Source organism: Pseudomonas sp. VEM90, assembly GCF_054611535.1.
This window is the reverse complement of record NZ_JBTRAR010000023.1, coordinates 1-24,538: the sequence shown is the minus strand read 5'-3', so window position 1 is coordinate 24,538 and position 24,538 is coordinate 1. Positions and strand designations below refer to the sequence as shown.

Below are 24,538 nucleotides of genomic sequence, written 5' to 3'. Positions count from 1 at the left end.
CTGCCTCTTTATGCACGGGCAACAAAGGAGAAGCTGTATGCAAGTCAATATCAGTGGACAGCATGTAGAAGTCACCCAGCCACTGCGCGATTACGTGCTTGAAAAGCTCGCCCGCGTGGAGAGTCACTTCGACAAGATCACCAACGTGCAGGTAATCATGAAAGTCGAGAAGCTTCAGCAGAAGGTCGAGGCGACCCTGCAGATTCCCGGCGGCGAAGTGGTAGCCAACGCCGAACACGAAGACATGTATGCAGCGATCGACGCCCTGGCCGACAAGCTCGACCGCCAACTGAAAAAACACAAGGAAAAACAGCAAAGCCTGCTGCAAGGTGCAGCTGCCCGCTGATCCCCCTCATCCATGATCCGACTTGAAACCATCCTGACCCCCGGCCGTTCCCTCGTGAACGTGCCGGGCGGCAGCAAGAAGCGCGCCCTGGAAAAGGTCGCCACTGTCATCGCCGACCAAGTGCCAGAACTGGAGATGCAGGACGTCTTCGAAAAACTGGTAGCCCGGGAAAAGCTCGGTTCTACCGGTTTCGGCAATGGCATCGCCATCCCGCACTGCCGGCTTGAAGGATGCTCCGCTCCCGTCAGCGCCCTGCTGCACCTGGAAGCCCCTATCGATTACGACGCTATCGATGGCGCGCCGGTTGACCTGCTGTTTGTGCTACTGGTGCCCGAAGCGGCCACCGATGCCCACCTTGAACTACTGCGTCAGATCGCCAGCATGCTCGATCGCAAGGAAGTCCGTGATCGGCTGCGTGCGGCCACCAGCAATGAGGCCCTGTTCCAGGTTGTCCTGGACGTACAGAACGAGCACTGAACATGCGCCTGATCATCGTCAGCGGCCGGTCCGGCTCCGGCAAGAGCACCGCCCTCGATGTCCTGGAAGACAGCGGTTTCTATTGCATCGACAATTTACCCGCCGGGCTGCTGCCGCAGTTGGCGGAAAATGCACTGATCAACACCGATTTGCTGCAGCCCAAGGTGGCGGTGTCTATCGATGCGCGCAACCTGCCCAGCCACCTGACGCGCTTCCCCGAACTGCTTGAAGAAGCCCGCGCCCGGCACATCCAGTGTGACGTGTTGTACCTGGATGCCGATGAAGAGGTCCTTCTCAAACGTTTCTCGGAAACCCGCAGGCGGCACCCCCTGACCAACGCCAACCGCTCGCTCGCGGAAGCGATCCGCGTGGAAAGCGAATTGTTGGGCCCTATTGCCGACCTGGCCGACCTGAAGATCGACACCACCAACCTGAACCTGTACCAGTTACGTGACTCGATCAAGCTGCGCCTGCTGAACCAGCCCGAGCCCGGCACAGCGTTTCTGGTCGAGTCGTTCGGTTTCAAGCGGGGGATGCCGGTCGACGCAGACCTGGTTTTTGACGTGCGCTGCCTGCCCAACCCCTACTGGAAGCCAGAGCTGCGTGAGCACTCGGGTCTCGATCAACCCGTGATCGACTACCTGGCCGCACAACCGGATGTCGAAGACATGTACAACGACATCTCCAGCTACCTGCTCAAGTGGTTGCCCCGCTTCGCTGCCAGCAACCGCGCCTACGTAACCATCGCCATCGGCTGCACTGGCGGCCATCACCGTTCGGTGTACATCACCGAGCGCCTTGGTCGACAGTTGCAGAAAACCCTGAAAAACGTCCAGGTCCGCCATCGCGACCTCTAGCCCAAGGATCCGCCCCACGATGCCCGCCCGCGAAATCATCATCATCAACAAGCTGGGTCTGCATGCCCGGGCGGCAGCCAAGTTCGTCGGTGTGGCCGGCCGCTTCCCCTGCCAGGTGCGGGTCGGTCGCGCCCCGGACAAGCTGGTGGATGGCAAGAGCATCATGGCGGTGATGATGCTGGCAGCAGGCAAAGGCACCCAGGTGCACCTGCATACCGAAGGCGAGCAGGACAGCGACGCCATGGATGCACTGGTCGAGCTGATCAACAACTTCTTTGACGAAGGCGAATAGCCCCCCACACACCTGCGCTTGCATCAGGACATCGCGGTATCCATCACCATCATCAGACAGAAACCTGTACACAGCCCCAGGCTGGCCAGACGATGATGGCCGTTGCTGCGCGATTCTGGAATGATTTCCTGGGTGACCACCAGCAACATCGCCCCCGCTGCACAGGCCAGCCCCAGCGGCAGCAGCAGTTCGGCAACATTCACCAGCCAGGCACAGATCAACGCCGCCAGCGGCTCGACCAAGCCTGAGGCTGCGCCGATCAGGAAGGCCTTGAAGCGCGGCATGCCCGCCCCTGCCAGCACCAGCGCGATCACCAGCCCCTCAGGCACATCCTGCAAGGCAATGCCCATGGCCAGGCTGTCGGCGTCGGCCATGCCACCCCCGGCCGACACACCAATGGCCATACCTTCGGGGATGTTGTGGGCAATTATGGCAATCACGAACAGCCAGATGCGCGCTGCGATCACCGGCTGGTTTGCCGTGCCCACCAACGCCTCCGGCGAAGCCCAGGATACCTTGAGGTCGACCAGGAACAGGCACAACGCCCCGAACATCAGGCCAAAACTGACCAGGCCACCTGCCCCCCAAGGGCTGAAGCCAATAGACTGAGCCGCCGCCAGGCCCGGCATGATCAGGGAAAACGCGGTGGCCGCCAGCATCACGCCAGCACCGAAGCCCAATAGCGTATCCGCCAGCGCCACCGGCATATTGCGAATGACCAGTACCGGTACTGCGCCCAGTGCCGTACCCAGTGCGCACAAAGCACCGCCCTCCAGGGCGCGCAGCATGCGCGGGTCGAGGTCTAGCCAGGCGAGGCCCCGCGCCACCAATAACGCGGCGCCAGCCAGCAAAAGCAAAGTCCCAAGCGCCAGGCGGAACAGGCGCACACTGCTGACAGACATCACCTCAGAGCGCATACCGGTCCGACTCACTTCAGGGCTTCGAGGTAACGACGTTCAACTTCCACCCAGTCAATGACGTTGTAGAAGGCACCGATGTATTCCGGACGACGGTTCTGGTACTTGAGGTAGTAAGCGTGCTCCCACACGTCCAGGCCGAGGATCGGCGTATTGCCGTGCATCAGCGGGCTGTCCTGGTTGCCGCTACTCTCCACCATCAAGGTTTTTTGCGGCGTCACGCTGAGCCAGGCCCATCCGCTGCCGAAGCGGGTCAACGCGGCTTTGGTGAAAGCCTCCTTGAAAGCCTCGAAGCCGCCAAGTTGTGCAGTGACGGCTTGCGCCAGTTGGCCCACAGGCTCGCCACCGCCCTGAGGCGACATGACAGTCCAGAACAGGCTGTGGTTGGCGTGACCACCGCCGTGGTTGGTCACGGCGCCACGCAGGTTTTCCGGCAGTTGCTTGACGGCAGCGACCAGTTTTTCCACCGGCCATTCGGCCCACTCGGTACCTTCGAGGGCGGCATTGAGGCCGTTCACGTAAGTCTGGTGATGCTTGGTGTGGTGGATTTCCATTGTCTGGGCATCAATGTGTGGTTCCAGCGCATCGTAGGCGTATGGCAATGCAGGCAAGGTATGGGGCATGTCAGTGAATTCCGTAGGCATGGGTTCTGGGTGTTACATCCGGCTGGGCAGCGAGCTCGCTGGCCCCGGCGCTGTGGCGGTTGAGCAAGCGCTCGGTACGCGGGTACTGGCCATACTCGGCAATGAAACTCAGCAGCTCGGTGTAAGTGCGCGCACTGTGGCGCAAGGCGGCATCACGCAGCGCCTGAGGCAGGCGCACTTCCTGGCAGGCCTGCAGCAGTCGCTGGTGAGCAGCGCACAGGTAGTCGGCGCTTTCATGCGGCTGGTCAAGGCGCAGGTGCAGGTCAGCCAGGTTGTGGTGGGCGATGACGAATGCAGCCACCGCTTCGTCCACGTCATGCCAGCGCTCGAACAGCACCTGGGCCAACGCCAAGGCTTGCAGGTAGTGTTCCCGGGCGTCCACCAGCTCGCCTTGTTCGAATAGGCGGTTGGCGGTTTCCGTGGTGCGTTTCCAGTGCTGCATGGTTGTCTCCTGGGCGGGGACGCAGGGTCAGATACCGCCGGCGGTGAGTTTTTCCGGGTCCAGCAGCGCTTCAAGCTGGTCGCGGGACAGGTTGGTGTGCTCCAGCGCCACATCGATGATTGGACGACCCTGCTTGTAGGCGGTCTTGGCGATTTCGGCGGCCTTGAGGTAGCCGATGATCGGATTCAACGCCGTGACCAGAATCGGGTTGCGCGCAAGGGCTTCCTTGAGTTTGTCTTCGTTGACCTTGAAGGTGGCGATGGCTTTGTCGGCCAGCAAGCGGCTGACGTTGGCCATCAGTTCGATGCTTTCCAGCAGGTTACGGGCGATCACCGGCAGCATCACGTTCAACTCGAAGTTACCGGACTGGCCGGCGACGGCGATGGTCGCGTCGTTGCCAATCACTTGGGCGGCGACCATGGCAGTGGCCTCCGGGATCACCGGGTTGACCTTGCCTGGCATGATCGAAGAGCCCGGCTGCAGAGCTTGCAGCTCGATTTCGCCCAGACCGGCCAGCGGGCCGGAGTTCATCCAGCGCAGATCGTTGGCGATTTTCATCAACGCCACAGCGGTGGTCTTGAGCTGGCCAGACAACGCCACGGCAGTGTCCTGCGAGCCGATCAGGGCGAACAGGTTCTGGCCGGGCGTGAACTCGATCTTGGTCAGGCCACTGAGCTGGCGAGCGAAACCGACAGCGAACTGCGGATGGGCGTTGATGCCAGTACCCACGGCGGTTCCGCCCTGGGCCAGCGCCTGCAAGCGCGGCAGCACCCCTTCGATGTGCGCCTTGGCAGCATTGATCTGCGCTGCCCAGCCATCCAGCACCTGGCTCATGCGCACGGGCATCGCGTCCATCAGGTGAGTACGACCGGTCTTCACGAATTGATGTACTTGTGCCGACTTGACCTCGATCACCTGTACCAGGTGCGCCAGGGCTGGCAGCAACTGCTCGTGCAGGGCCAACGCGGCGCTGACGTGGATGGTGGTCGGAATGATGTCATTGCTGCTCTGGCCACAGTTGACGTGGTCATTGGCATTGACCGACTCACCCAGTACATGGGTAGCCAAGGTGGCGATCACCTCATTGGCGTTCATGTTCGAACTGGTACCAGAGCCTGTCTGGAACACATCCACCGGGAAGTGCTGGATGAAGTCCTCGGCCAGCAGTTGCTCGACAGCCTTGACGATAGCCTGGCCCTGCCCGGCAGACAGTTGCTCCAGTTCGACGTTGGCCTTGGCCGCAGCGGCCTTGGCCAGCAACAAGGCACGAATGAACTGGGCCGGCATACGCTGGCCGCTGATCGGGAAGTTGTCGACCGCGCGCTGGGTCTGGGCGCCGTAGAGGGCCTGGGCCGGCACCTGCAGCTCACCCATGCTGTCACGCTCGATACGGGTATCACTCATCATCAAATCCTTGCATCAGTTCATCGGGAGAAATCGAAGGCAGCAGACGGCAATTGGCCAACTGCAGGGCGTAGGGTTGCCAGCGTTGGTTCTGTTCCTGGCGGTCGAGGTTGCGCAGGTCCAGCAGAGGGCGCCACGCCTGATCCAGGCACAGGCAACGCCAATGCCAGGGGAGCATGCGATCGCAGGCGGTATCCAGCAGCAGGCGAAACGCTGTCAGCGCCACCGTCCATGGCGAGGTTTCGGTGCAACACACCAGATAGCGGCCTTCGGCCAGGTAATGCTCGATCAGGCGCGGCTCGTCGGGGTCGAGCGCACAGCGAATGCGCCGGCTGAGCCAGCGCCAGTTTTCCAGGTAGGGCAGTTCGCGGAGGACGGATTTCATGAACATCATCGCCGGGTTACTGGATAATGATATTCATTATTAAGTGATAAACAGAATCACTTCAAGAAAAAGGTGATGAAATAAAAACCCGGCGCGAGGGCCGGGTCTTTGGATTTGCAGAGAAGGTGTAGTGCTGTGCCGGCCTCTTCGCGGGTAAACCCGCTCCTACAACGGCCTGTGTCCCCGCCCCGATGTGCGTCCACTACCGTGTAGGAGCGGATTGATCCGCGAAAGGGCCGGCGCAGGCTAAAGATCAGCTACCAGCAACGGTCATCCGCTCGATCAGCACCGAGCCCGTATGAATGTTGCTACGGGTTTCAAGATCGCTGCCAATCGCGACAATCTGCTGGAACATGTCCTTCATGTTTCCGGCGATGGTGACTTCCTGCACGGCATGCTGAATCTCGCCATTCTCGACCCAGAACCCCGCCGCACCACGGGAATAGTCCCCCGTCACCATGTTCAAGCCATGCCCCATCAGTTCGGTCACCAGCAGCCCGCGCCCCATGCGGCGAATCAGCGCGGCCTGATCTTCGACACCGTGGCTGACGAACAGGTTGTGCACGCCACCGGAATTGGCAGTACTCGGCAAACCCAGCTTGCGCCCGGAGTAGGTGCCCAGCAAGTACGACACCAGCTCGCCTTTTTCGACAAAAGGTTTGGCATAGGTGGCCAGGCCATCACCGTCGAACGCAGCACTGCCCAACGCACGCGGAATATGCGGGCGCTCGTCGAGGGTCAGCCAGGAAGGGAACAGGCGCTGGCCAATGGTACCCTCCAGGAACGACGACTTGCGGTAGAGGTTGCCGCCGGAAATGGCCGACAGGAAGCTACCGAACAGGCCACCGGCCAATTCGGCCGAGAACAGCACCGGTACCTCGCAAGTCGGCACCGGCCGGGCGCCAAGGCGGTTGGCGGCACGCTGGGCAGCGCGCACGCCGATGCTGCGCGGGTCGGCCAGTAGGTTGCCTTGGCGGTTCACGTCGTACCAGTAGTCACGCTGCATCTGCCCGTCGCCTTCGGCAATCATCACGCAGCTCAGACTGTGCCGGGTCGAGGCGTAACCACCGATGAATCCATGGCTGTTGCCATACACGCGGCAGCCTTGGTGGGTATTGAGGGTGGTGCCATCGGCGTTGAGGATGCGCGGGTCGGCGTCGAAGGCCGCGGCCTCGCAGGCCAAGGCCATTTCAATGGCCTTCTCGGGCTCGATATCCCAGTCGTGGTACAGGTCCAGATCAGGGATTTCACGCGCCATCAGTGCCGCGTCGGCCAAGCCCGAGCATTCATCCTCGGAGGTGTGCCTGGCAATTGCCAGCGCTGCGGCGACGGTCTCGCGGATCGCCTCCGGGCCACTGGCCGAGGTGCTGGCCGAACCTTTACGCTGGCCAGCATAGAGGGTGATACCAAAGCCCTGGTCGCGGTTGAACTCGACCGTTTCGACCTCACGCTGGCGTACGGTGGTGGACAGCCCCTGCTCCAGCGACACCGCCACTTCGCAGGCACTGGCCCCCTGACGACGCGCCTCGGCGATGATCGCCTCGACCTGTTCCTGCAATGCTGGCAGGTCTCTCGGACCTACGCTCTGGACTGCACTCATGGTTCTCTCCACTCAAATTCTGCGTACGGCTTGGGGTCATTCTACGACCGGGCCGGACAAGCGGCCCCCGACTGGTTATCATGGCGGCGTTTTCTAGCGGACTGCCACCATGGTTGATTCAAACGACGACGCCTTCGACGGCGAAAAAAGCAAAACCCAGATCAAGCGCGAACTGCATGCGCTGGTCGAACTCGGCGAGCGGCTTACCACGCTCAAGGCCGATACCTTGGCGCGCCTGCCATTGACCGACGAGCTGCGCAAGGCACTGGCCGAGGCCAGCAAGCACACCGCTCATGGCGCCCGTAAACGCCACATGTCGTTCGTCGGCAAGCTCATGCGCGTGCAAGACCTCGATGCCATCCACGCCTTGCTCGAGCAGATGGACAGCTCGACTCGCCAGTACAACGAACGCTTCCACAGTTTGGAGCGCTGGCGTGACCGGTTGATCGACGGTAACGACGAAGACCTCGAGCGCTTCGTCAACGAGTACCCCGACACCGACCGCCAGCAACTGCGCTCGCTGGTGCGCCATGCCCAGCACGAGAAGGCGCGGAACAAGCCGCCTGCCGCCGCGCGCAAGGTGTTCAAGTACATTCGCGACCTCGACGAGTTGCAACGCGGACTACGCTGACAGGCTGGGCCCCTGTGAGAGCGGGCATGCCCGCTCCCACAACGACTCCCGAAGCCATCAAGCGCCCGTACCGCCTACGGTAATCGCATCCAGCTTCAAGGTGGGTTGCCCCACCCCGACCGGCACCGACTGCCCGTCCTTGCCGCACGTCCCTACCCCGCTGTCCAGTGCCAGGTCGTTACCGACCATCGAAACCCGGCTCATCGCCTCGGGACCATTACCGATCAAGGTTGCGCCCTTCACCGGCGCGGTAATCTTGCCGTCCTCGATCAGGTAGGCCTCACTGGTGGAGAACACGAACTTGCCGCTGGTGATATCCACCTGCCCACCACCGAGATTGGCGCAGTAGATCCCCTTCTTCACCGACGCGATGATCTCCTGCGGGTCGCTTTCGCCGGCACGCATGTAGGTGTTGGTCATGCGTGGCATCGGCAGGTGCGCGTAAGATTCACGGCGGCCGTTGCCGGTCACTGCCATGCCCATCAGGCGCGCGTTCAGCTTGTCCTGCATGTAGCCCTTGAGCACACCATTCTCGATCAGCGTGGTGCATTCGGTCGGGGTGCCTTCGTCGTCCACGCTCAGAGAACCACGGCGGCCTTCAAGGGTGCCATCGTCAACGATGGTGCACAGGCTCGACGCCACTTTCTCGCCAATGCGGCCGCTGAATGCCGAGCTGCCCTTGCGGTTGAAGTCGCCTTCCAGGCCATGGCCAACAGCCTCGTGCAACAGCACGCCCGACCAGCCCGGGCCCAACACCACCGGCAAGGTACCGGCCGGCGCCGGGATCGCTTCCAGGTTCACCAGGGCCTGGCGCAGAGCCTCGCGGGCATAGCCCATCACCCGCTCTTCGGTGAAGAAGCGGTAATCGGTACGCCCGCCACCGCCCTGCCCACCGCGTTCGCGACGGCCATTCTGCTCGACGATGACGCTGACATTGAAGCGCACCAGCGGACGTACGTCGGCGGCCAGGCTGCCATCGGCCGCAGCAATCAGAATACGCTCCCAAACCCCAGCCATGCTCACGCTGACCTGCTGAATGCGCGGGTCCAGGGCACGGGTGGCGGCATCGACACGTTTAAGCAACTCGACCTTTTCGGCACGACTGAGCACGTCCAGCGGGTTGTCCGCGGCATACAGGGCGGCCACCTCCTGGCTGCGGAAGGCTTGCACCGTGCCGTTCTGCCCGGCACGGGAAATCGAACGGGCAGCACGGGCTGCCGAGGTCAGCGCTTCAAGGTTGATCGCGTTGCTGTAGGCGAAGCCGGTTTTTTCGCCGGACTGGGCACGCACGCCCACGCCCTGGTCGAGGTTGAAGCTGCCCTCTTTGACGATGCCGTCTTCCAGCGCCCAGGTTTCCGAGATCTGGCCCTGGAAATACAGGTCGGCGGCGTCGATGCCGGGGCCAGCCAACTCACCCAGCACGCTCTGCAGGCTGTCCAGGGTCAAGCCGCCTGGGGCCAGGAGCTGCTCGCTGACGGTGGATAACATCTGGCTCATAGTCACTCCGAGGTGTGCGCAGGCCGCAACGCGCCCTGCGAAAAAAAGCGCCGGTGCGATACCACCGGCATGCACGCCCGAATGGACGCTTGTTCTTCAATGTCGCGCTCGGCAAGCAGTACCGCTTCACCTTGCGCCTGTTCTGCGAGAATGCGCCCCCAAGGGTCGACGATCGCCGCATGACCATGGGTTTCCCGTGGACCGGGGTGGGCGCCGCCCTGTGCCGCAGCCAGCAGGTAACACTGGGTTTCGATGGCCCGGGCACGCACCAGCACCTCCCAGTGTGCTGCGCCGGTCACTGCAGTAAAAGCTGCCGGTGCGGTGATCAGCTCCGCGCCGGCAGCGCGCAGCGCGCTGTACAGTTCGGGAAAGCGCAGGTCGTAACACACGCTCAGCCCCAGCCGCCCGACCGGCGTATCAGCCACCACTACCTGAGCACCCTGTGCGTAGTCATCCGACTCGCGGTAACGGCCCCGGTTGTCGGCCACGTCCACGTCAAACAGGTGCAGCTTGTCATACCGTGCCGCCACCTCGCCGTGTTCATCGATCAGCAACGAGCACGCATGGGCCTTGGCATCGGGCTGGCCGGCCGGTGGCAAGGGCAAAGTACCGGCAACAATCCATAACTTGAGGTCGCGGGCGGTGCGTTTCAACCATGGCAGAATGGGCCCTTGCCCCAAAGCCTCGGCACGGCCGATGGCAGCAGCGTCCTTGCGCCCCATGGCGGCAAAGTTCTCCGGCAGCACCGCCAACCGCGCGCCGCCCAACGCGGCCTGCTCCAACAGGGCACCGGCACGCTGCAGGTTGGCCTGCACGTCGTCCTGGCTGACCATCTGGATTACCGCTGCCTTCATGGGTACTCCTAGCGGGATTTCTCGAAAGGTTTCACAAATGTGATTCTAGGCTCTTTCCACGGCCCTTCGACACGGTAGTGCACGCTGGCAAAGCGTGACACGCGGTCACCGATCAGCCGATCGACCAGGAACAGCGCACCGCCCACAGCCGGCGCGCCGACGATCAACGCTGCCAGCGGCAGGTTGTTGGTCACCGGCAGGCTCACCTGCAAGTCAGCATCGACCCGGTCGCTGACCATGTCCAGCGTGCCGTCGAGCTCGAAGTTGCTCGACGGGCCGGTCACGGTAATCGGATTGCGGGTCACGTACACGCCACTACTGGCCACCAGCAAGCCCTTGACCCGGTCATAGGCCAGGCCCTTGTCAAACAGGTCGGAAAAGTCCAGACGCAGGCGCCGGCCAATCGAGTTGAAGTTGAGCAGGCCGAACACCCGCAGTGCTTGTGCGCTGCCTTCGACCTCGACGAACTGGCCGCTGCGCAGCGCGGCATCCATGCTGCCCGAGAAGCGTTTCAGGCCCACCGCGGCGGGCGAGCCCGGCCAGCGGCCATCCACATCCAGGCGGAAGTCGCGGCTGGTCACAGTCGGGGCAAAGCCCCAGGCCTTGAGCACATCCGCCAGATTCTTGCCGTCAAGGCGCCCTTTGTACCAACTGCTGGTTTTGCCCGTTTCACCTTCCCAGCCACCGCCGCCATCGATGCGCAACCCCTTCAGATCGAGGTCGATATCACTGGCTTTAACGCCACGTGCGGTCGGCCGCAGCTTGATCGAGGCGCTGCCGTAAAGATCGTCACCGCGATAGAGCTTGTCGATGCTCAGGTCCAGTGCCGGGACTTTGCGCGGATCGAACGAGGCCAGCGGGTCGGGGCCGTCTTCAGCCTGCTGCTCAGCGGCGCTGGCGGCAGGCAGGCGCAAGGTCTGCATGCGCACGGCCATGGGCACGCCCTTGGCATCCGGAACGCGTGCGTTACCGATGACTTCCTTGCTGTCGAGGCGCAAATCCCAGGCCGGGCCGGCCCGGGCCAGGCGAACCACGGCCTGGTTCAGATCCATGCCGAAGACTTTCAACTGGCCGATGCTCAGGTCGACGCTTTGCAAGTTCTGCCGCGCGCTGCCACCCGGGTCGTCGCCAGCCAGCCGGGCAGCCTGTTCCTGCCAGGGGGCCAGGTCCAGCGTCTCCAGTCGCCCGCGCACCCTCAGCCCTTGGCTGGCAGGTACCCGGGCGTCGCCTGTGCCCAGCACTAGCTCGCCACGGCCCTGAGTCAACTTCTCGGCCGGTGCGGCATAGGCGAAGCGGGCAAGGTCGGCGTAGGCGGCATCGAATTGCCGCTCCGGTCCCTGAAGGCTCATGTCGAAACGGCTGTCACGGGTATCTGCCGCCGCTTTGCCAAACGGAGCCGGCAGGTCGATGGCCAGGCCCTTGAGGCTGGAAGTGACACTCAGGTGGTTGTCCCGGCTCCCCAGACTGAGTTGCAACTGATACGGCAGGTCACCGGATGCCGGCAAAGCCTGGTTGAATTGCAGCCAGTCAGTCAGCGTCTTGAGCGATACCTGGCCATTGGCATTGATGCGGGTCTGCATCTGCCCAGCCTGACCTTCAGCGGTTATTCGAGCCGTTACCGGCTTGCCGAAGGCCTGTAGGCTGATGCCTTTGCCACTCAGACCCTTGTCGAAATCGAAGCTGAAGTCTCCCTTCAGGCGGCTCAACTCCAGGCTTGGCGGAGCAACTTTCAGGCGCGCATCGCTGGTGGTGAAGTCCACCTGCACTTTTGGGCGCTGCCCATGGGCCAGCGGGATATCGAGCTTGACCTTGCCCTTCAGCGGCCCCTCACCTTCCCAGCCGGCGAAAATTTCACCAGTGCCGATGGGCGCCTCCTTGAGAATCTTCAGGCCATCACCCAGGCTACCGTCGAAGTCGCCGTCCAGGTAAAGATGACTGTGCTGGTCACCGTCGACATGCGGGATATCCACTGTTACATCACTGACCTTGGTGTCGAGCAGCACGCCTCGCCGGGCCAAGATGCGCACGCCACTGTCCTCGATGAACACATCGCCATCCACATGCTGCACCTGTGGCCAACCGGGCTGGAAGTCCAGGGCGGCGTCATGCACCTTGAAGAACAGGCTGATGCTGCGCGCCTCCGGCGCTGCGCCATGGTTCAGCGAGCCCTGATACTGGAAGTAGCCCTGGTCCACAGCACCTTTGATGATCGCGCTGCGCAGCCATTCGTCGAGGGCCGGGCTGAGCACTTCGGGCAGATACTTGGCGGTATAGCGGCCATCGCCTTCGGTCAGGCCGACGCGCAGGTCCATGTAGTCCTCGCGGCCTTCCTCGAAGAACAGGCGAATCAGGAAGTCGCCGGCGATCTTGCCCTCTTCGCCCAGCACCTTGAGATAGGGCGCAATCAGGGTGAAACCGTCTTTGTCCAAGGTCCAGGTCAGGCGCGCATTCGCCTTCTGGTAGTGCCAGGGCTTGGCGAAGATCGGGTACAGATGCAGCATGAACGCATCGGTATCCAGGCGCAGCTCGCCGTGGCCCAGGTCACCGCTGATGCTGCCACTGACGTTACCGGCCGCCGGAGCGTTGTAATAAGCATCGAAGCCTACCTTCTCCAGGTTGGCCGCGAACTGCAGGCGCTGGTCACCCTCGGCCTTGGGCCTGACCTCGAGGCGCACATTGCGCAACGCACCGGTCACCTTCAAGCCATCGACCACATCCTTCACCTTGTCCGGCAATGGTGCCAGGGCGTCGATCAGCGGAGTCAGCGGAGTGAGGTCGAGACGGTCGGCCTGTAACTGCCAGCTTTCATCGGCTGCGTTCTGGCCAGGGCGCTGCTGCAACTGCAGGTGAGACTCCCAGCGGGCCTTGCCGAGGTCCATGGCCAACGAGTCGACGACCACATCGAAGCCTTGCTCCCGGCGCTGGAACCAGGCGCCCAAAGCGAGGTTATTCAGGTCGGCAGCCTTGCGCCCGGCATAGGCCCCCTGCAGCCTGGGTGCATTGAGCCTTACGACGGCCCGTTGCAACTGCCCCTTGCCCCAGCCGATCCAGAACTCACCGCCCGCCCGCAGGGTATCCGCATGCCACTGCCCCAACACCCTGGGTGGCAACCAATGTGCCCAGTCACTTTGCGGCAGGCTCACATAGGCTTGTACCTCGCCATCACGCCAAGCCTCGGCCGACATACGGCTGTTCAGGCTCAGCGCCAGGGGCTGGCCATCAGGCAGGGTCGCGCGCAAGTCCAATGCCTGACGTGTGGCACCGGCCTGCAGGCCAGCACTCACATAAGTCAGGGTCAGCGGGTCGCGCTGCCAGGGGTGCAGGGTGACCAGACTGTCGAATACATCGATGCGCCCCAACTGCCGCAGGCGCTGCAGCATGTCGGCAGGGTCCAGCGGCGCGTCGTCCTTCTTCGGCAGGCCCTCCAGGCTCCAGGCGCCCTGCTCGTTCTCGCGAAGGATCAGTTGCAGCCCGCCCAGCTGAATGCGCGCCAGGCGCACTTCACGGGCGGTGAGGCTGGCCCAGATGTCGGGCACTACCATGACGTCGTCAAGCCGCAGCGCCTTGGTGCCTTCGCCCAGTTGCAGGTCGCGCACCCGCAGCACGGGGGCCAACCCGCTCCAGTGCCCTTCCAGGGCACCGACATGCACGGGCAGGCCCAGCGCCTGCTCGGCCTTGCTTTCTAAGTCGGCACGGTACTCGGCGACCAGCGGCACCAGTTCACGGCCAAGGCTGACATACAGCGCCACCAATACGGCCAGCAGGGCACAAATGCCCAACCCCCAGCGGGTCAGAGCGACAAGAACGCGGTTCAGACGTCCCATGGCCATGGCCCTCCAAGTCGTTTATCCATGATGGCCCGTAGTGCCGGTTTTACCAGCCCGACGATACCGTGGCGTGTTTCAGAAGGCCTCAGAGCAGCACCACGTCGTACTGTTCCTGCGAATACATCGACTCGACCTGGAAGCGAATGGTTCGACCGATGAAGGCTTCCAGTTCCGCCACGTTGCCTGACTCCTCATCCAGCAGGCGGTCGACCACCTTCTGGTTGGCCAGCACACGGTAGCCTTCGGCCTGATAGGCGCGGGCCTCACGCAGGATCTCGCGGAATATTTCGTAGCAGATGGTCTCGGGCGTTTTCAGCTTGCCGCGGCCCTGACAGGCCAGGCACGGCTCGCACAGCACCTGCTCCAGGCTTTCCCGCGTGCGCTTGCGGGTCATCTGCACCAGGCCCAGTTCGGTGATGCCGATGATGTTGGTCTTGGCGTGATCGCGCTCCAGCTGTTTTTCCAGGGTACGCAGTACCTGGCGCTGGTGATCTTCGTCTTCCATGTCGATGAAGTCGATGATGATGATGCCGCCAATGTTGCGTAGGCGCAGTTGCCTGGCGATGGCGGTAGCGGCCTCGAGGTTGGTCTTGAAGATGGTTTCTTCGAGGTTGCGATGGCCGACGAAAGCCCCGGTGTTGACGTCGATGGTGGTCATCGCTTCGGCCGGGTCGACCACCAGGTAACCGCCGGACTTCAACGGCACCTTGCGCTCCAGGGCCCGCTGGATCTCGTCTTCGACGCCGTACAGGTCAAAGATAGGGCGCTCGCCCGGGTAATGTTCGAGGCGGTCGGCTATTTCCGGCATCAGCTCGCCGACGAACTGCGTGGTCTTCTGGAAGGTTTCCCGCGAGTCGATGCGGATCTTCTCGATCTTCGGGTTGACCAGGTCACGCAGGGTACGCAGGGCCAGGCCAAGGTCTTCATAAATGACCGTGGGCGCGCCACAGGTCTTGATCTGGGTGCCAATCTGCTCCCACAGGCGGCGCAGGTAGCGAATGTCCTGCAAGATCTCCTCGGCACGCGCGCCTTCGGCGGCGGTGCGCAGGATGAAGCCGCCGGCATCCTTGATGTTCTCGCTATCCATGCAGTCGCTGACCACCTGTTTGAGGCGATCACGCTCGGCTTCGTCCTCGATTTTCAGCGAGATACCGACATGACTGCTGCGTGGCATGTACACCAGGTAGCGCGACGGAATCGATAGCTGGGTGGTCAGGCGCGCCCCCTTGGTGCCGATCGGGTCCTTGGTCACCTGCACCACCAGAGCCTGGCCTTCATGTACCAGTGCGGTGATGTTCTCTACCGCCGAGCCTTCACGCTGGGAGATCTCCGAGGCATGGATAAATGCAGCGCGCTCAAGGCCGATGTCGACGAAGGCCGCCTGCATGCCTGGCAGCACACGCACCACCTTGCCCTTGTAGATATTGCCGACGATGCCACGGCGCTGGGTGCGCTCGACGTGCACTTCCTGCAGCACCCCGTTTTCCACCACCGCCACACGTGACTCCATCGGGGTGATGTTGATCAGGATCTCTTCACTCATGGCAGGCTCTCGTCAAAGGTTCTTTCTTATGATGGATGGCGTATGCACTGCTGGCTACTGCGGGTTTGTTACCTCTGGCGTATGCGCAAGCGATTGCCAGCAGGCGATGCCGAACTGGCCAAGCAAATCGGCCGTTTCACAGAGCGGCAAGCCGACCACCGCCGAGTAGCTGCCGGAAAGGCCGGTGACGAAAACCGCACCCAGCCCCTGCACGGCATAGCTGCCAGCCTTGTCTGCTGGCTCGCCGCTGGCCCAATAGCGTTGCGCTTCATCGGTGCCGATGGCGCGAAAGCGCACCTTGCTGGTAACGCAAAAACTGTGCACCCGCTGGCCATCGTCCAGAGCGACAGCGGTCAGCACCTGATGCTCACGGCCTGACAGGTCAGCCAGCATGGCCAAGGCATCTTCGCGGTTTTCCGGCTTGCCGAGAATACGACCATCGAGTACCACTGCGGTGTCAGCGCCGAGCACTACAGCCGGGCCATCGATGCTGGCCAGGCCGGCGGCAGCCTTTGCCCGGGCCAGGCGTTCGACGTAGGCAGGGGCGCTTTCGCTGGGTAGCGGAGTTTCATCGACGGGGGCACTGATGACGATGAACGGCACGCCGATCTGCGTCAGCAGTTCACGACGACGGGGCGAGCCGGAAGCCAGGTATAACGGGGTCATTCAGACATCTCCCTGTCAGCGGCGCGTTGCCGTCAGTTGATATGCAAGCGTCGACGCAGGTCGCGCAAGGCAAAGCTGATCCACGGCCAGAGCAAGGCACTGATCACCGCCGACCAGACCAGCGCCAGGGTGGGTAGGCGGTTGCCGGTCAGTGCGCTGAGCCACAACTGGATCAACTGGGCGATACCAAAGATCACCAGAATGACCAGGCTTTGCTGCCACATGGGGAACATGCGCAGACGCTGCTGCAGGGACAGCACCAGAAAGGTGATGAAGGTAAGAACCAGCGCATTCTGCCCCAACAGGGTGCCATACAGCACGTCCTCGGCCAGGCCCAACACGAACGCCGTGGTCATACCGACTTTGTTCGGCACGGCAAGGGTCCAGAACGACACCAGCAAGGCCAGCCACATGGGCCGGAACACCTCCATGAACTGCGGCATGGGGGAAACGCTGAGCAGCAGGCCGATGGCGAAAGTAAGCCAGATGATCCAGCCGTTATTGCGGCGTGATGCAGCCATCATTGCCTCCGGAGTTGAGCGGGTGCGGCCGGCGTGGCAGGTGCAGCAGACGGGACTGCTGGCTGCGCGACCGGAGTGGCCGGTGCTGCCGGTGTGACCGACGCGGCAGGCGTGCCAGCGGCGGGTGCGACCTGATCACTGGTAGCGGTCGGATGGCCAGCAGGTGCAGCGCCCTTGCGATCAGCCTCTTCCTGGGCAATGGCGGCATCGGTGGCGCGCTGCTCCGGGCTACGTCGGTCACTGAACACCAGCAGCATATAGCGGCTGCGGTTGAGTGCGGCGGTAGGGATGGCACGAACGATGGCAAAGGGCTGGCCGGAATCGTGGATCACTTCGTTGACCGTGGCCACCGGGTAGCCGGCAGGAAAGCGCTGCCCCATGCCGGAACTGACCAGCAGGTCGCCTTCCTTGATGTCGGCAGTGTCGGCCACATGGCGCAACTCCAGGCGTTCCGGGTTGCCAGTGCCGCTGGCGATGGCACGCAGACCGTTGCGGTTGACCTGCACCGGAATGCTGTGGGTGGTATCGGTCAGCAACAGTACCCGCGCGGTGTAGGGCATCAACTCTACGACCTGGCCCATCAGGCCGCGGGCATCGAGCACCGGCTGGCCCAGGAACACACCATCACGCTCACCCTTGTTGATCAGAATGCGGTGGGTAAACGGGTTGGGGTCGACACCGATCAGCTCGGCCACTTCAACCTTTTCGTTGACCAGCGCCGAAGAGTTGAGCAACTCGCGCAGCCGCACGTTCTGCTCGGTCAGGGCTGCCAGCTTCTGCAGGCGCCCCTGCAGCAGCAGGGCTTCGGTCTTGAGCTTCTCGTTTTCGGCAATCAGCTCGGTGCGGCTACCGAACTGGCCGGCCACACCTTGCCAGGCACGCTGCGGCAAATCGGTGATCCAGTACGATTCCATCAGCACCAGGCCCATCTGGCTGCGCACGGGTTTGAGCACGTCGAAGCGCGCGTCGACAACCATCAACGCGACCGACATCACCACAAGAACGAGGAGGCGAACGCCCAGCGAAGGGCCCTTGGAGAAAAGCGGTTTAATGGGCCGTTCCTCGTGGACGACTCAGGAGGTCATTGGACATGGAACAACGCACCAGCCTGGTTGCGGGTTGACGGATACGGTGCCCCAAACGGGCACCAGCGCAGCACATACAGGTAGCACTGTGTGTACTACCTGTAAACCGGGCGCTCGTGAACAGCGAGCGGGATCACTCGCTGGAGAGCAGGTCCATCGCGTGCTTGTCCATCATTTCCAGGGCGCGACCGCCGCCACGGGCGACGCAGGTCAGCGGGTCCTCGGCAACGATTACCGGCAGGCCGGTTTCCTGGGCCAGCAGTTTGTCGAGGTCACGCAGCAGCGCACCACCACCGGTCAGCACCAGGCCGCGCTCGGCGATGTCCGAAGCAAGCTCGGGCGGCGATTGCTCGAGGGCGCTCTTGACCGCCTGGACGATGGTCGCCAGCGATTCCTGCAGCGCTTCGAGCACTTCGTTGGAGTTCAGGGTGAAGGCACGCGGCACACCTTCGGCCAGGTTGCGGCCACGCACGTCGACTTCACGTACTTCACCACCTGGGTAGGCAGTACCGATTTCCTGCTTGATACGCTCGGCGGTGGATTCGCCGATCAAGCTGCCGTAGTTGCGGCGCACGTAGGTCACGATGGCTTCATCGAAGCGGTCACCGCCCACACGGACGGACTCGGCATAGACCACGCCGTTCAGCGAGATCAGGGCGATTTCAGTGGTACCACCACCGATATCGACGACCATCGAACCGCGGGCCTCTTCAACCGGCAGGCCTGCACCGATGGCAGCGGCCATCGGCTCTTCGATCAGGAACACTTCACGGGCACCCGCACCGAGGGCCGACTCGCGGATGGCGCGGCGCTCTACCTGGGTCGACTTGCACGGCACGCAGATCAGCACGCGCGGGCTTGGCTGCAGGAAGCTGTTCTCGTGAACCTTGTTGATAAAATATTGCAACATTTTTTCGCAGACGCTGAAGTCGGCGATGACGCCGTCCTTCATCGGACGAATGGCTGCAATGTTGCCAGGCGTACGGCCCAGCATGCGTTTGGCTTCGGTACCGACGGCGACGACGCTTTTCTGGTTGCCATGGGTACGGATGGCAACAACCGAGGGTTCATTCAGGACGATACCGCGCTCACGCACGTAAATAAGGGTGTTGGCAGTACCCAGGTCGATCGAAAGATCGCTGGAAAACATGCCACGCAGTTTCTTGAACATGGGAAAGTGACCCTGGGGAAAGCGTGGGTAAAAAAGTGCGGCAAACTCTAACAATGGCAGGGATTTTGGGCAAGGAGCCAATATGTTAAATTGGCTGTTTTTCCGAGCACGCCAGCAGAATTTCGCGGCCGTTAGACCGCCAGAAAGCTGACATGTTCCTCACTGCGGACCCAAATTCCGTTCTTTGTTTCCCTTGGAGATCCTCATGGCGCTTGAACGCTGCGACGTGGAAAAGATCGCCCATCTGGCCCGCCTGGGCCTGAATGATGGCGAACTGCCACGCATTACTGACGCCCTGAACAGCATTCTCGGCCTGGTCGACCAGATGCAAGCGGTCGATACCACTGGCATCGAGCCCCTGGCCCACCCGCTGGAGGCCAGCCAGCGCCTGCGTCCCGACCAAGTCACCGAAAGCAACCAGCGCGACGCCTACCAGGCCATTGCGCCGTCGACCGAAAGCGGTCTGTACCTGGTTCCCAAAGTCATCGAGTAAGGGATAGAGCCTGCCATGCATCAATTGACCCTGGCCGAGATCGCCCGCGGACTCGCCGACAAATCGTTTTCTTCCGAAGAGCTGACCGGCGCGCTACTGGCGCGCATCAAACAGCTCGACCCTCAGATCAACAGCTTCATCAGCATCACCGACGACCTGGCCCTGGGCCAGGCGCGTGCCGCCGATGCCCGTCGCGCTGCTGGCGAAACCGGCGCGCTGCTGGGTGCACCGATCGCCCACAAAGACCTGTTCTGTACCAACGGCGTACGCACCAGCTGCGGCTCGAAGATGCTCGACAACTTCAAGGCGCCCTATGACGCCACCGTGGTCGCCAAGCTGGCCGAAGCCGGCATGGTCACCTTGGGCAAGACCAACATGGACGAGTTCGCCATGGGTTCGGCCAACGAATCCAGCCATTACGGCGCGGTGAAGAACCCGTGGAACCTCGAGCACGTTCCAGGCGGTTCTTCCGGTGGTTCGGCCGCTGCAGTGGCCGCACGCCTGCTGCCCGCCACCACAGGCACCGACACCGGCGGCTCGATCCGCCAGCCCGCGGCACTGACCAACCTCACCGGCCTCAAGCCGACGTACGGTCGTGTGTCACGCTGGGGCATGATCGCCTACGCCTCCAGCCTCGACCAGGGCGGCCCGCTGGCCCGCACCGCCGAAGACTGCGCGCTGCTGCTGCAAGGCATGGCCGGTTTCGACGCCAAGGACTCCACCAGCATCGAAGAGCCGGTGCCGGACTACAGCGCCAACCTGAATGCTTCACTTCAGGGCCTGCGCATCGGCCTGCCGAAAGAGTACTTCGGCGCCGGTCTCGACCCACGCATCGCCGACCTGGTCCAGGCCAGCGTCAAAGAGCTGGAAAAGCTCGGCGCAGTGGTCAAGGAAATCAGCCTGCCGAACATGCAGCATGCCATTCCGGCCTACTACGTGATCGCCCCGGCCGAAGCCTCTTCCAACCTGTCGCGTTTCGACGGCGTACGCTTCGGCTACCGCTGCGAAGAGCCGAAAGACCTCACCGACCTGTACAAGCGCTCACGCGGCGAAGGCTTCGGCGCTGAAGTACAGCGCCGCATCATGGTCGGGACCTACGCCCTGTCGGCCGGCTACTACGACGCCTATTACGTGAAGGCGCAGCAAATCCGCCGCCTGATCAAGAACGACTTCATGGCCGCCTTCAACGATGTCGACCTGATTCTCGGCCCGACCACGCCAAACCCGGCCTGGAAGCTCGGCGCCAAGAGCAGCGACCCGGTTGCCGCCTATCTCGAAGACGTCTACACCATCACCGCCAACCTGGCGGGCCTGCCAGGCCTGTCGATGCCTGCGGGCTTCGTCGACGGCCTGCCGGTCGGCGTGCAACTGCTGGCGCCATACTTCCAGGAAGGCCGCCTGCTCAACGTCGCGCACCGCTACCAACAGGTGACCGACTGGCACACCCGCGCCCCCAACGGCTTCTGAGGAATTCACACATGCAATGGGAAGTTGTGATCGGGCTGGAAATTCACACTCAGCTCGCCACCCAGTCGAAGATCTTCTCCGGCAGCGCTACCACCTTTGGCTCCGAGCCGAATACTCAGGCCAGCCTGGTTGACCTGGGCATGCCCGGCGTACTGCCGGTGCTGAACGAGGAAGCCGTGCGCATGGCGTGCATGTTCGGCCTGGCCATCGATGCCGAGATCGGCAGGCGCAACGTGTTCGCACGCAAGAACTACTTCTACCCGGACCTGCCCAAGGGCTACCAGATCAGCCAGATGGACCTGCCGATCGTCGGCAAGGGCCACCTGGACATCGCACTGGAAGACGGCACCATCAAGCGCATCGGCGTAACCCGCGCGCACCTGGAAGAGGACGCCGGCAAGAGCCTTCACGAAGACTTCAGCGGTTCCACCGGCATCGACCTGAACCGTGCCGGCACCCCGCTGCTGGAAATCGTCTCCGAGCCTGACATGCGCAGCGCCAAGGAAGCCGTCGCCTACGTCAAGGCGATCCACGCGCTGGTGCGCTACCTGGGCATCTGCGACGGCAACATGGCCGAAGGTTCGCTGCGCTGCGACTGCAACGTATCGATCCGCCCGAAAGGCCAGACCGAGTTCGGCACTCGCTGCGAAATCAAGAACGTCAACTCGTTCCGTTTCATCGAGCGCGCGATCAACAGCGAAATCCAGCGCCAGATCGACCTGATCGAAGACGGTGGCAAAGTGGTGCAGGAAACCCGCCTGTACGACCCGAACAAGGACGAAACCCGCTCCATGCGCAGCAAAGAGGAAGCCAACGACTACCGTTACTTCCCCGATCCGGACCTGCTGCCGGTGGTCATCGAGGACAGCTTCCTCGAAACCATCCGCGCCGGCCTGCCGGAGCTGCCACCCCAGAAGGTCGAGCGTTTCCAGAGCCAGTACGGCCTGTCGGCCTACGATGCCAATGTCTTGGCTTCCAGCCGCGAACAGGCGGACTACTTCGAAGAAGTGGTGAAAATCGGGGGTGATGCCAAGCTGGCGGCCAACTGGGTCATGGTCGAACTGGGTAGCCTGCTGAACAAGCTGGGTGTCGAAATCGATCAGGCGCCGGTCAGTGCCGCGCAACTGGGCGGCATGCTGCTGCGCATTCGTGACAACACCATCAGCGGCAAGATTGCCAAGACCGTGTTCGAGGCCATGGCCGCCGGTGAAGGCGATGCCGACAGCATCATCGAGAGCAAAGGCCTGAAGCAGGTTACCGATACAGGTGCGATCGACAAGATGCTCGACGAAATGCTGGCAGCCAATGCCGAGCAGGTCGAACAGTATCGTGCAGCCGATGAGGCCAAGCGCGGCAAGATGTTCGGCTTCTTCGTCGGCCAGGCCATGAAAGCCTCCAAAGGCAAGGCCAACCCGGGGCAGGTGAACCAATTGCTCAAGGCCAAGCTCGAAGGGTGATGATTTTCCCCCTGTAATGCTGCGAGGGCTTCGCCCTCGTTCGCGGCTAAAACCGCTCCTACACAAGCCAGCGCTTTACCTGTAGGGGCGGGTTTACCCGCGAATGGCCGCACCGGAGAGCACCTGACTTGCTAAAACGATCCCTCGGCACCCTCGCCCTGTTTTCTTTCCTGGCCGGTTGCGCCAGCCATGACATCGACCCGCGCGGTTACGACCGGACGGGTACCGCGTCCTATTACGGGTCGCGCCACCACGGCAAACGCACTGCCAGTGGCGAACCATTCAACCAGCACAGCCTTACCGCCGCCCACCGCAGCCTGCCTTTCGGCACGCGAGTACTGGTGACCAACATGGCCAACCAGCGCAGTGTGGTGGTTCGCATCAACGACCGTGGCCCGCACACCCGGGGCCGCCTGATTGACCTGTCTCGCGCAGCAGCAGAAAAAATCGGCATGCTCCGTAGCGGAACAGCGCGCGTCCGGGTACAAGGGCTTAGCGACTGACGCGACAGGAGTCCGACCATTTTCGACCTGGCCACCCTTCCCACTTTTAGCCTGCTACAAATGGGCGTTGCCCTGCTGTTGCTGGTCGGCGGCGCCGAGCTACTGGTGCGCTCCGCTTTGCGCCTGGCGCAGCGCCTGCACGTTCGCCCGCTGATCATAGGCCTGAGCCTGGTGGCCTTCGGCAGCACCGCGCCACAATTGACCGTAAGCCTGCAGGCTGCCTACCAAGGCGCGCCGGATGTGGCAGTAGGCAGCGTGATCGGCAGCAACATCTTCAACGTACTGGTCATTCTCGGCCTGGCCGCGCTGATCATTCCGCTGCGGGTGTCACGCCAACTGGTGCGTCTGGACATTCCATTGATGATCGTCGCCAGCGGACTGGTGTATGCACTGTCCGCCAATGCCCGCCTGGGCAGGGTTGAAGGGGCACTGCTATTGCTGGGGCTGGCCGGTTACCTGGCAATACTCTGGCATCAGTCGCGCCACTATGCACGCACCTACCCTGCCCCGGACGCCACCAGGTCCGGGGCCGGGCGCTTCTGGTCAGGTACGCTGTTGCAGGTATTGGTCGGCCTCGGCCTGCTGAGCCTGGCGGGCCACTTGCTGCTGGAAGCTGCCATCGAGGTGGCCACCGACCTGGGCCTGTCCGAGCGCATCATCGGCCTGACGGTCGTCGCTATCTGCACTTCCCTACCGGAACTGGCCGCTGCGCTGATCGCCGCCTTGCGTGGCGAACGGGAGATCGCGGTGGGCACTGTAATCGGCAGTAACCTGTTCAACTTGCTGGCCGTACTGGGCCTGACCGCGCTGGTCACCCCGGAGCCACTGTCGATTTCGCCTAACGCGCTGTCTTTCGATCTGCCTGTAATGCTCGGCGTTGCCATACTGAGCCTGCCAGTGTTCTATTCCGGCTACCGCATCACTCGCGCCGAAGGCCTGGTGCTTCTTTGCCTGTACCTGGCCTACGGCCTGCATGTGGCGGCTTTTACCATGGGTATGCCGCTGGCTGGCCGCCTGGAGCGCTTGATGCTGTTCTATGTACTGCCGGTGCTCGCCACAGTGTTGCTGTACACCACCGTGCGCGCCTGGCGGAGGCAGCATTGAGGGGCATGGAAGGGGCACGCGTCAGGGCCGCCAGACGCATTCCTTTAGGCTTTCATCGCCTGTGAGATCGAGCGCCGCCCGCGCGGCGCTTCGCGGGTAAACCCGCTCCTACGTTTGTTTCGGGCCAATTATTCCTGTGGGATTTGCGCGCGAACGCTTTGGCGCATGCCTCGATATCGCGTCGTACAAACAAGGCGGTCGCGCGCGCCTGGCACAGAACGGTTTGTTTCGGGCCAATTATTCCTGCGGGATTTGCGCGCGAACGCTTTGGCGCATGCCTCGATATCGCGTCGTACAAACAAGGCGGTCGCGCGCGCCTGGCACAGAACGGTTTGTTTCGGGCCAATTATTCCTG

At 62.6% G+C, this 24,538-nt stretch carries 24 protein-coding genes; 10 read left to right on the top strand and 14 right to left on the bottom strand.

Translation table 11 applies throughout. From position 1 onward, the window contains the following. Window positions 1–37 precede the first annotated feature (37 nt). From hpf to ACYCCG_RS20330, 4 genes are read left to right on the top strand one after another with little or no spacing between them, the layout of a single operon-like run. Window positions 38–346 carry a ribosome hibernation-promoting factor, HPF/YfiA family gene (gene hpf / locus ACYCCG_RS20345; protein ID WP_003255135.1) on the top strand — a complete coding sequence of 103 codons (309 nt, stop codon included), beginning with the start codon at window positions 38–40 and terminating at the stop codon, window positions 344–346. Between the two features lie 12 nt (window positions 347–358). Further along, on the top strand, window positions 359–823 hold the full coding sequence (gene ptsN / locus ACYCCG_RS20340; protein WP_003255137.1) for a PTS IIA-like nitrogen regulatory protein PtsN: 465 nt from the start codon (window positions 359–361) through the stop codon (window positions 821–823). Window positions 824–825: 2 nt separating this feature from the next. Then, window positions 826–1,680 (top strand): RNase adapter RapZ, encoded by an 855-nt coding sequence (gene rapZ / locus ACYCCG_RS20335; protein ID WP_176683746.1) that lies wholly within the window; start codon window positions 826–828, stop codon window positions 1,678–1,680. 19 nt (window positions 1,681–1,699) lie between these two features. Continuing rightward, window positions 1,700–1,972, top strand: coding sequence for an HPr family phosphocarrier protein (locus ACYCCG_RS20330; protein WP_459671564.1), 273 nt, complete (start codon window positions 1,700–1,702; stop codon window positions 1,970–1,972). A 23-nt stretch (window positions 1,973–1,995) separates the two neighbouring features. Here ACYCCG_RS20330 and ACYCCG_RS20325 read toward each other — a convergent pair whose 3' ends face one another. From ACYCCG_RS20325 to pmbA, 6 genes are all read right to left on the bottom strand, one after another. After that, a complete protein-coding gene (locus ACYCCG_RS20325; protein WP_049586462.1) occupies window positions 1,996–2,889 on the bottom strand; it encodes a ZIP family metal transporter in 894 nt (297 codons plus the stop codon). 11 nt (window positions 2,890–2,900) lie between these two features. Continuing rightward, the gene (locus tag ACYCCG_RS20320) at window positions 2,901–3,512 is read right to left on the bottom strand and encodes a superoxide dismutase (protein ID WP_176683748.1); all 612 of its coding nucleotides are present in this window, start codon (window positions 3,510–3,512) and stop codon (window positions 2,901–2,903) included. Between the two features lies 1 nt (window position 3,513). Then, window positions 3,514–3,975, bottom strand: a complete 462-nt coding sequence (locus tag ACYCCG_RS20315; protein ID WP_176683749.1) for a hypothetical protein — start codon at window positions 3,973–3,975, stop codon at window positions 3,514–3,516. Between the two features lie 27 nt (window positions 3,976–4,002). Beyond that, entirely contained in the window at window positions 4,003–5,379 is a 1,377-nt protein-coding gene (locus ACYCCG_RS20310; RefSeq protein WP_459671563.1) for a class II fumarate hydratase, read from the bottom strand. Further along, a complete protein-coding gene (locus ACYCCG_RS20305) occupies window positions 5,372–5,773 on the bottom strand; it encodes a hypothetical protein (RefSeq protein WP_012051310.1) in 402 nt (133 codons plus the stop codon). The genes ACYCCG_RS20310 and ACYCCG_RS20305 overlap by 8 nt, the downstream gene beginning before the upstream one ends. A gap of 244 nt (window positions 5,774–6,017) precedes the next feature. Further along, window positions 6,018–7,364, bottom strand: a complete 1,347-nt coding sequence (pmbA, locus tag ACYCCG_RS20300) for a metalloprotease PmbA (RefSeq protein WP_176683751.1) — start codon at window positions 7,362–7,364, stop codon at window positions 6,018–6,020. A gap of 109 nt (window positions 7,365–7,473) precedes the next feature. Here pmbA and yjgA point away from each other — a divergent pair, with 109 nt between their 5' ends. After that, window positions 7,474–7,995, top strand: coding sequence for a ribosome biogenesis factor YjgA (gene yjgA / locus ACYCCG_RS20295; protein WP_003255152.1), 522 nt, complete (start codon window positions 7,474–7,476; stop codon window positions 7,993–7,995). Between the two features lie 57 nt (window positions 7,996–8,052). On the opposite strand, the gene tldD is transcribed toward yjgA, so the two are convergent. From tldD to mreB, 8 genes are all read right to left on the bottom strand, one after another. After that, window positions 8,053–9,492, bottom strand: a complete 1,440-nt coding sequence (gene tldD / locus ACYCCG_RS20290) for a metalloprotease TldD (RefSeq protein ID WP_209967842.1) — start codon at window positions 9,490–9,492, stop codon at window positions 8,053–8,055. Between the two features lie 2 nt (window positions 9,493–9,494). Continuing rightward, window positions 9,495–10,346, bottom strand: a complete 852-nt coding sequence (locus ACYCCG_RS20285; protein WP_209967844.1) for a carbon-nitrogen hydrolase family protein — start codon at window positions 10,344–10,346, stop codon at window positions 9,495–9,497. A gap of 8 nt (window positions 10,347–10,354) precedes the next feature. After that, window positions 10,355–14,176, bottom strand: a complete 3,822-nt coding sequence (locus tag ACYCCG_RS20280) for a YhdP family protein (RefSeq protein WP_459671562.1) — start codon at window positions 14,174–14,176, stop codon at window positions 10,355–10,357. Window positions 14,177–14,258: 82 nt separating this feature from the next. Next, window positions 14,259–15,716: a ribonuclease G gene (gene rng, locus ACYCCG_RS20275; RefSeq protein ID WP_021781845.1), complete on the bottom strand. Its 1,458-nt coding sequence runs from the start codon at window positions 15,714–15,716 to the stop codon at window positions 14,259–14,261. Window positions 15,717–15,770: 54 nt separating this feature from the next. Further along, a complete protein-coding gene (locus ACYCCG_RS20270) occupies window positions 15,771–16,382 on the bottom strand; it encodes a Maf family protein (protein WP_176683755.1) in 612 nt (203 codons plus the stop codon). Between the two features lie 32 nt (window positions 16,383–16,414). Further along, complete coding sequence (mreD, locus tag ACYCCG_RS20265) at window positions 16,415–16,903, bottom strand: rod shape-determining protein MreD (protein WP_176683756.1); 489 nt, start codon at window positions 16,901–16,903, stop codon at window positions 16,415–16,417. Then, on the bottom strand, window positions 16,903–17,955 hold the full coding sequence (mreC, locus tag ACYCCG_RS20260) for a rod shape-determining protein MreC (RefSeq protein ID WP_176683826.1): 1,053 nt from the start codon (window positions 17,953–17,955) through the stop codon (window positions 16,903–16,905). Before mreC ends, mreD begins: the two co-directional genes overlap by 1 nt. Window positions 17,956–18,121: 166 nt before the next feature. After that, window positions 18,122–19,159 carry a rod shape-determining protein MreB gene (gene mreB / locus ACYCCG_RS20255; RefSeq protein WP_003255163.1) on the bottom strand — a complete coding sequence of 346 codons (1,038 nt, stop codon included), beginning with the start codon at window positions 19,157–19,159 and terminating at the stop codon, window positions 18,122–18,124. 205 nt (window positions 19,160–19,364) lie between these two features. On the opposite strand from mreB, the gene gatC reads away from it, so the two are divergent. The 5 genes from gatC (at window position 19,365) to ACYCCG_RS20230 (ending at window position 24,183) form a co-directional block, all read left to right on the top strand. Beyond that, window positions 19,365–19,652 carry an Asp-tRNA(Asn)/Glu-tRNA(Gln) amidotransferase subunit GatC gene (gene gatC / locus ACYCCG_RS20250; RefSeq protein WP_003255165.1) on the top strand — a complete coding sequence of 96 codons (288 nt, stop codon included), beginning with the start codon at window positions 19,365–19,367 and terminating at the stop codon, window positions 19,650–19,652. A gap of 15 nt (window positions 19,653–19,667) precedes the next feature. After that, window positions 19,668–21,119 carry an Asp-tRNA(Asn)/Glu-tRNA(Gln) amidotransferase subunit GatA gene (gene gatA / locus ACYCCG_RS20245; protein WP_176683757.1) on the top strand — a complete coding sequence of 484 codons (1,452 nt, stop codon included), beginning with the start codon at window positions 19,668–19,670 and terminating at the stop codon, window positions 21,117–21,119. Between the two features lie 11 nt (window positions 21,120–21,130). Next, window positions 21,131–22,576 carry an Asp-tRNA(Asn)/Glu-tRNA(Gln) amidotransferase subunit GatB gene (gene gatB, locus ACYCCG_RS20240; protein WP_176683758.1) on the top strand — a complete coding sequence of 482 codons (1,446 nt, stop codon included), beginning with the start codon at window positions 21,131–21,133 and terminating at the stop codon, window positions 22,574–22,576. Between the two features lie 128 nt (window positions 22,577–22,704). Then, a complete protein-coding gene (locus ACYCCG_RS20235) occupies window positions 22,705–23,079 on the top strand; it encodes a septal ring lytic transglycosylase RlpA family protein (RefSeq protein WP_209967849.1) in 375 nt (124 codons plus the stop codon). A 60-nt stretch (window positions 23,080–23,139) separates the two neighbouring features. Then, window positions 23,140–24,183: a calcium/sodium antiporter gene (locus tag ACYCCG_RS20230; protein ID WP_459671561.1), complete on the top strand. Its 1,044-nt coding sequence runs from the start codon at window positions 23,140–23,142 to the stop codon at window positions 24,181–24,183. Window positions 24,184–24,538: the final 355 nt, after the last annotated feature.

What these genes read in the sequence shown, in the direction of transcription:
- ACYCCG_RS20285 (WP_209967844.1), bottom strand. Translation starts at nt 10,346, where the DNA reads ATGAAGGCAGCGGTAATCCAGATGGTCAGCCAGGACGACGTGCAGGCC.
- pmbA (WP_176683751.1), bottom strand. Translation starts at nt 7,364, where the DNA reads ATGAGTGCAGTCCAGAGCGTAGGTCCGAGAGACCTGCCAGCATTGCAG.
- tldD (WP_209967842.1), bottom strand. Translation starts at nt 9,492, where the DNA reads ATGAGCCAGATGTTATCCACCGTCAGCGAGCAGCTCCTGGCCCCAGGC.
- ACYCCG_RS20230 (WP_459671561.1), top strand. Translation starts at nt 23,140, where the DNA reads ATGGGCGTTGCCCTGCTGTTGCTGGTCGGCGGCGCCGAGCTACTGGTG.
- mreD (WP_176683756.1), bottom strand. Translation starts at nt 16,903, where the DNA reads ATGGCTGCATCACGCCGCAATAACGGCTGGATCATCTGGCTTACTTTC.
- ACYCCG_RS20270 (WP_176683755.1), bottom strand. Translation starts at nt 16,382, where the DNA reads ATGACCCCGTTATACCTGGCTTCCGGCTCGCCCCGTCGTCGTGAACTG.
- gatA (WP_176683757.1), top strand. Translation starts at nt 19,668, where the DNA reads ATGCATCAATTGACCCTGGCCGAGATCGCCCGCGGACTCGCCGACAAA.
- ACYCCG_RS20310 (WP_459671563.1), bottom strand. Translation starts at nt 5,379, where the DNA reads ATGAGTGATACCCGTATCGAGCGTGACAGCATGGGTGAGCTGCAGGTG.
- mreB (WP_003255163.1), bottom strand. Translation starts at nt 19,159, where the DNA reads ATGTTCAAGAAACTGCGTGGCATGTTTTCCAGCGATCTTTCGATCGAC.
- ACYCCG_RS20330 (WP_459671564.1), top strand. Translation starts at nt 1,700, where the DNA reads ATGCCCGCCCGCGAAATCATCATCATCAACAAGCTGGGTCTGCATGCC.
- ACYCCG_RS20305 (WP_012051310.1), bottom strand. Translation starts at nt 5,773, where the DNA reads ATGATGTTCATGAAATCCGTCCTCCGCGAACTGCCCTACCTGGAAAAC.
- yjgA (WP_003255152.1), top strand. Translation starts at nt 7,474, where the DNA reads ATGGTTGATTCAAACGACGACGCCTTCGACGGCGAAAAAAGCAAAACC.
- ACYCCG_RS20315 (WP_176683749.1), bottom strand. Translation starts at nt 3,975, where the DNA reads ATGCAGCACTGGAAACGCACCACGGAAACCGCCAACCGCCTATTCGAA.
- rapZ (WP_176683746.1), top strand. Translation starts at nt 826, where the DNA reads ATGCGCCTGATCATCGTCAGCGGCCGGTCCGGCTCCGGCAAGAGCACC.
- ACYCCG_RS20320 (WP_176683748.1), bottom strand. Translation starts at nt 3,512, where the DNA reads ATGCCCCATACCTTGCCTGCATTGCCATACGCCTACGATGCGCTGGAA.
- rng (WP_021781845.1), bottom strand. Translation starts at nt 15,716, where the DNA reads ATGAGTGAAGAGATCCTGATCAACATCACCCCGATGGAGTCACGTGTG.
- gatC (WP_003255165.1), top strand. Translation starts at nt 19,365, where the DNA reads ATGGCGCTTGAACGCTGCGACGTGGAAAAGATCGCCCATCTGGCCCGC.
- ptsN (WP_003255137.1), top strand. Translation starts at nt 359, where the DNA reads ATGATCCGACTTGAAACCATCCTGACCCCCGGCCGTTCCCTCGTGAAC.
- gatB (WP_176683758.1), top strand. Translation starts at nt 21,131, where the DNA reads ATGCAATGGGAAGTTGTGATCGGGCTGGAAATTCACACTCAGCTCGCC.
- hpf (WP_003255135.1), top strand. Translation starts at nt 38, where the DNA reads ATGCAAGTCAATATCAGTGGACAGCATGTAGAAGTCACCCAGCCACTG.
- ACYCCG_RS20280 (WP_459671562.1), bottom strand. Translation starts at nt 14,176, where the DNA reads ATGGCCATGGGACGTCTGAACCGCGTTCTTGTCGCTCTGACCCGCTGG.
- ACYCCG_RS20325 (WP_049586462.1), bottom strand. Translation starts at nt 2,889, where the DNA reads ATGCGCTCTGAGGTGATGTCTGTCAGCAGTGTGCGCCTGTTCCGCCTG.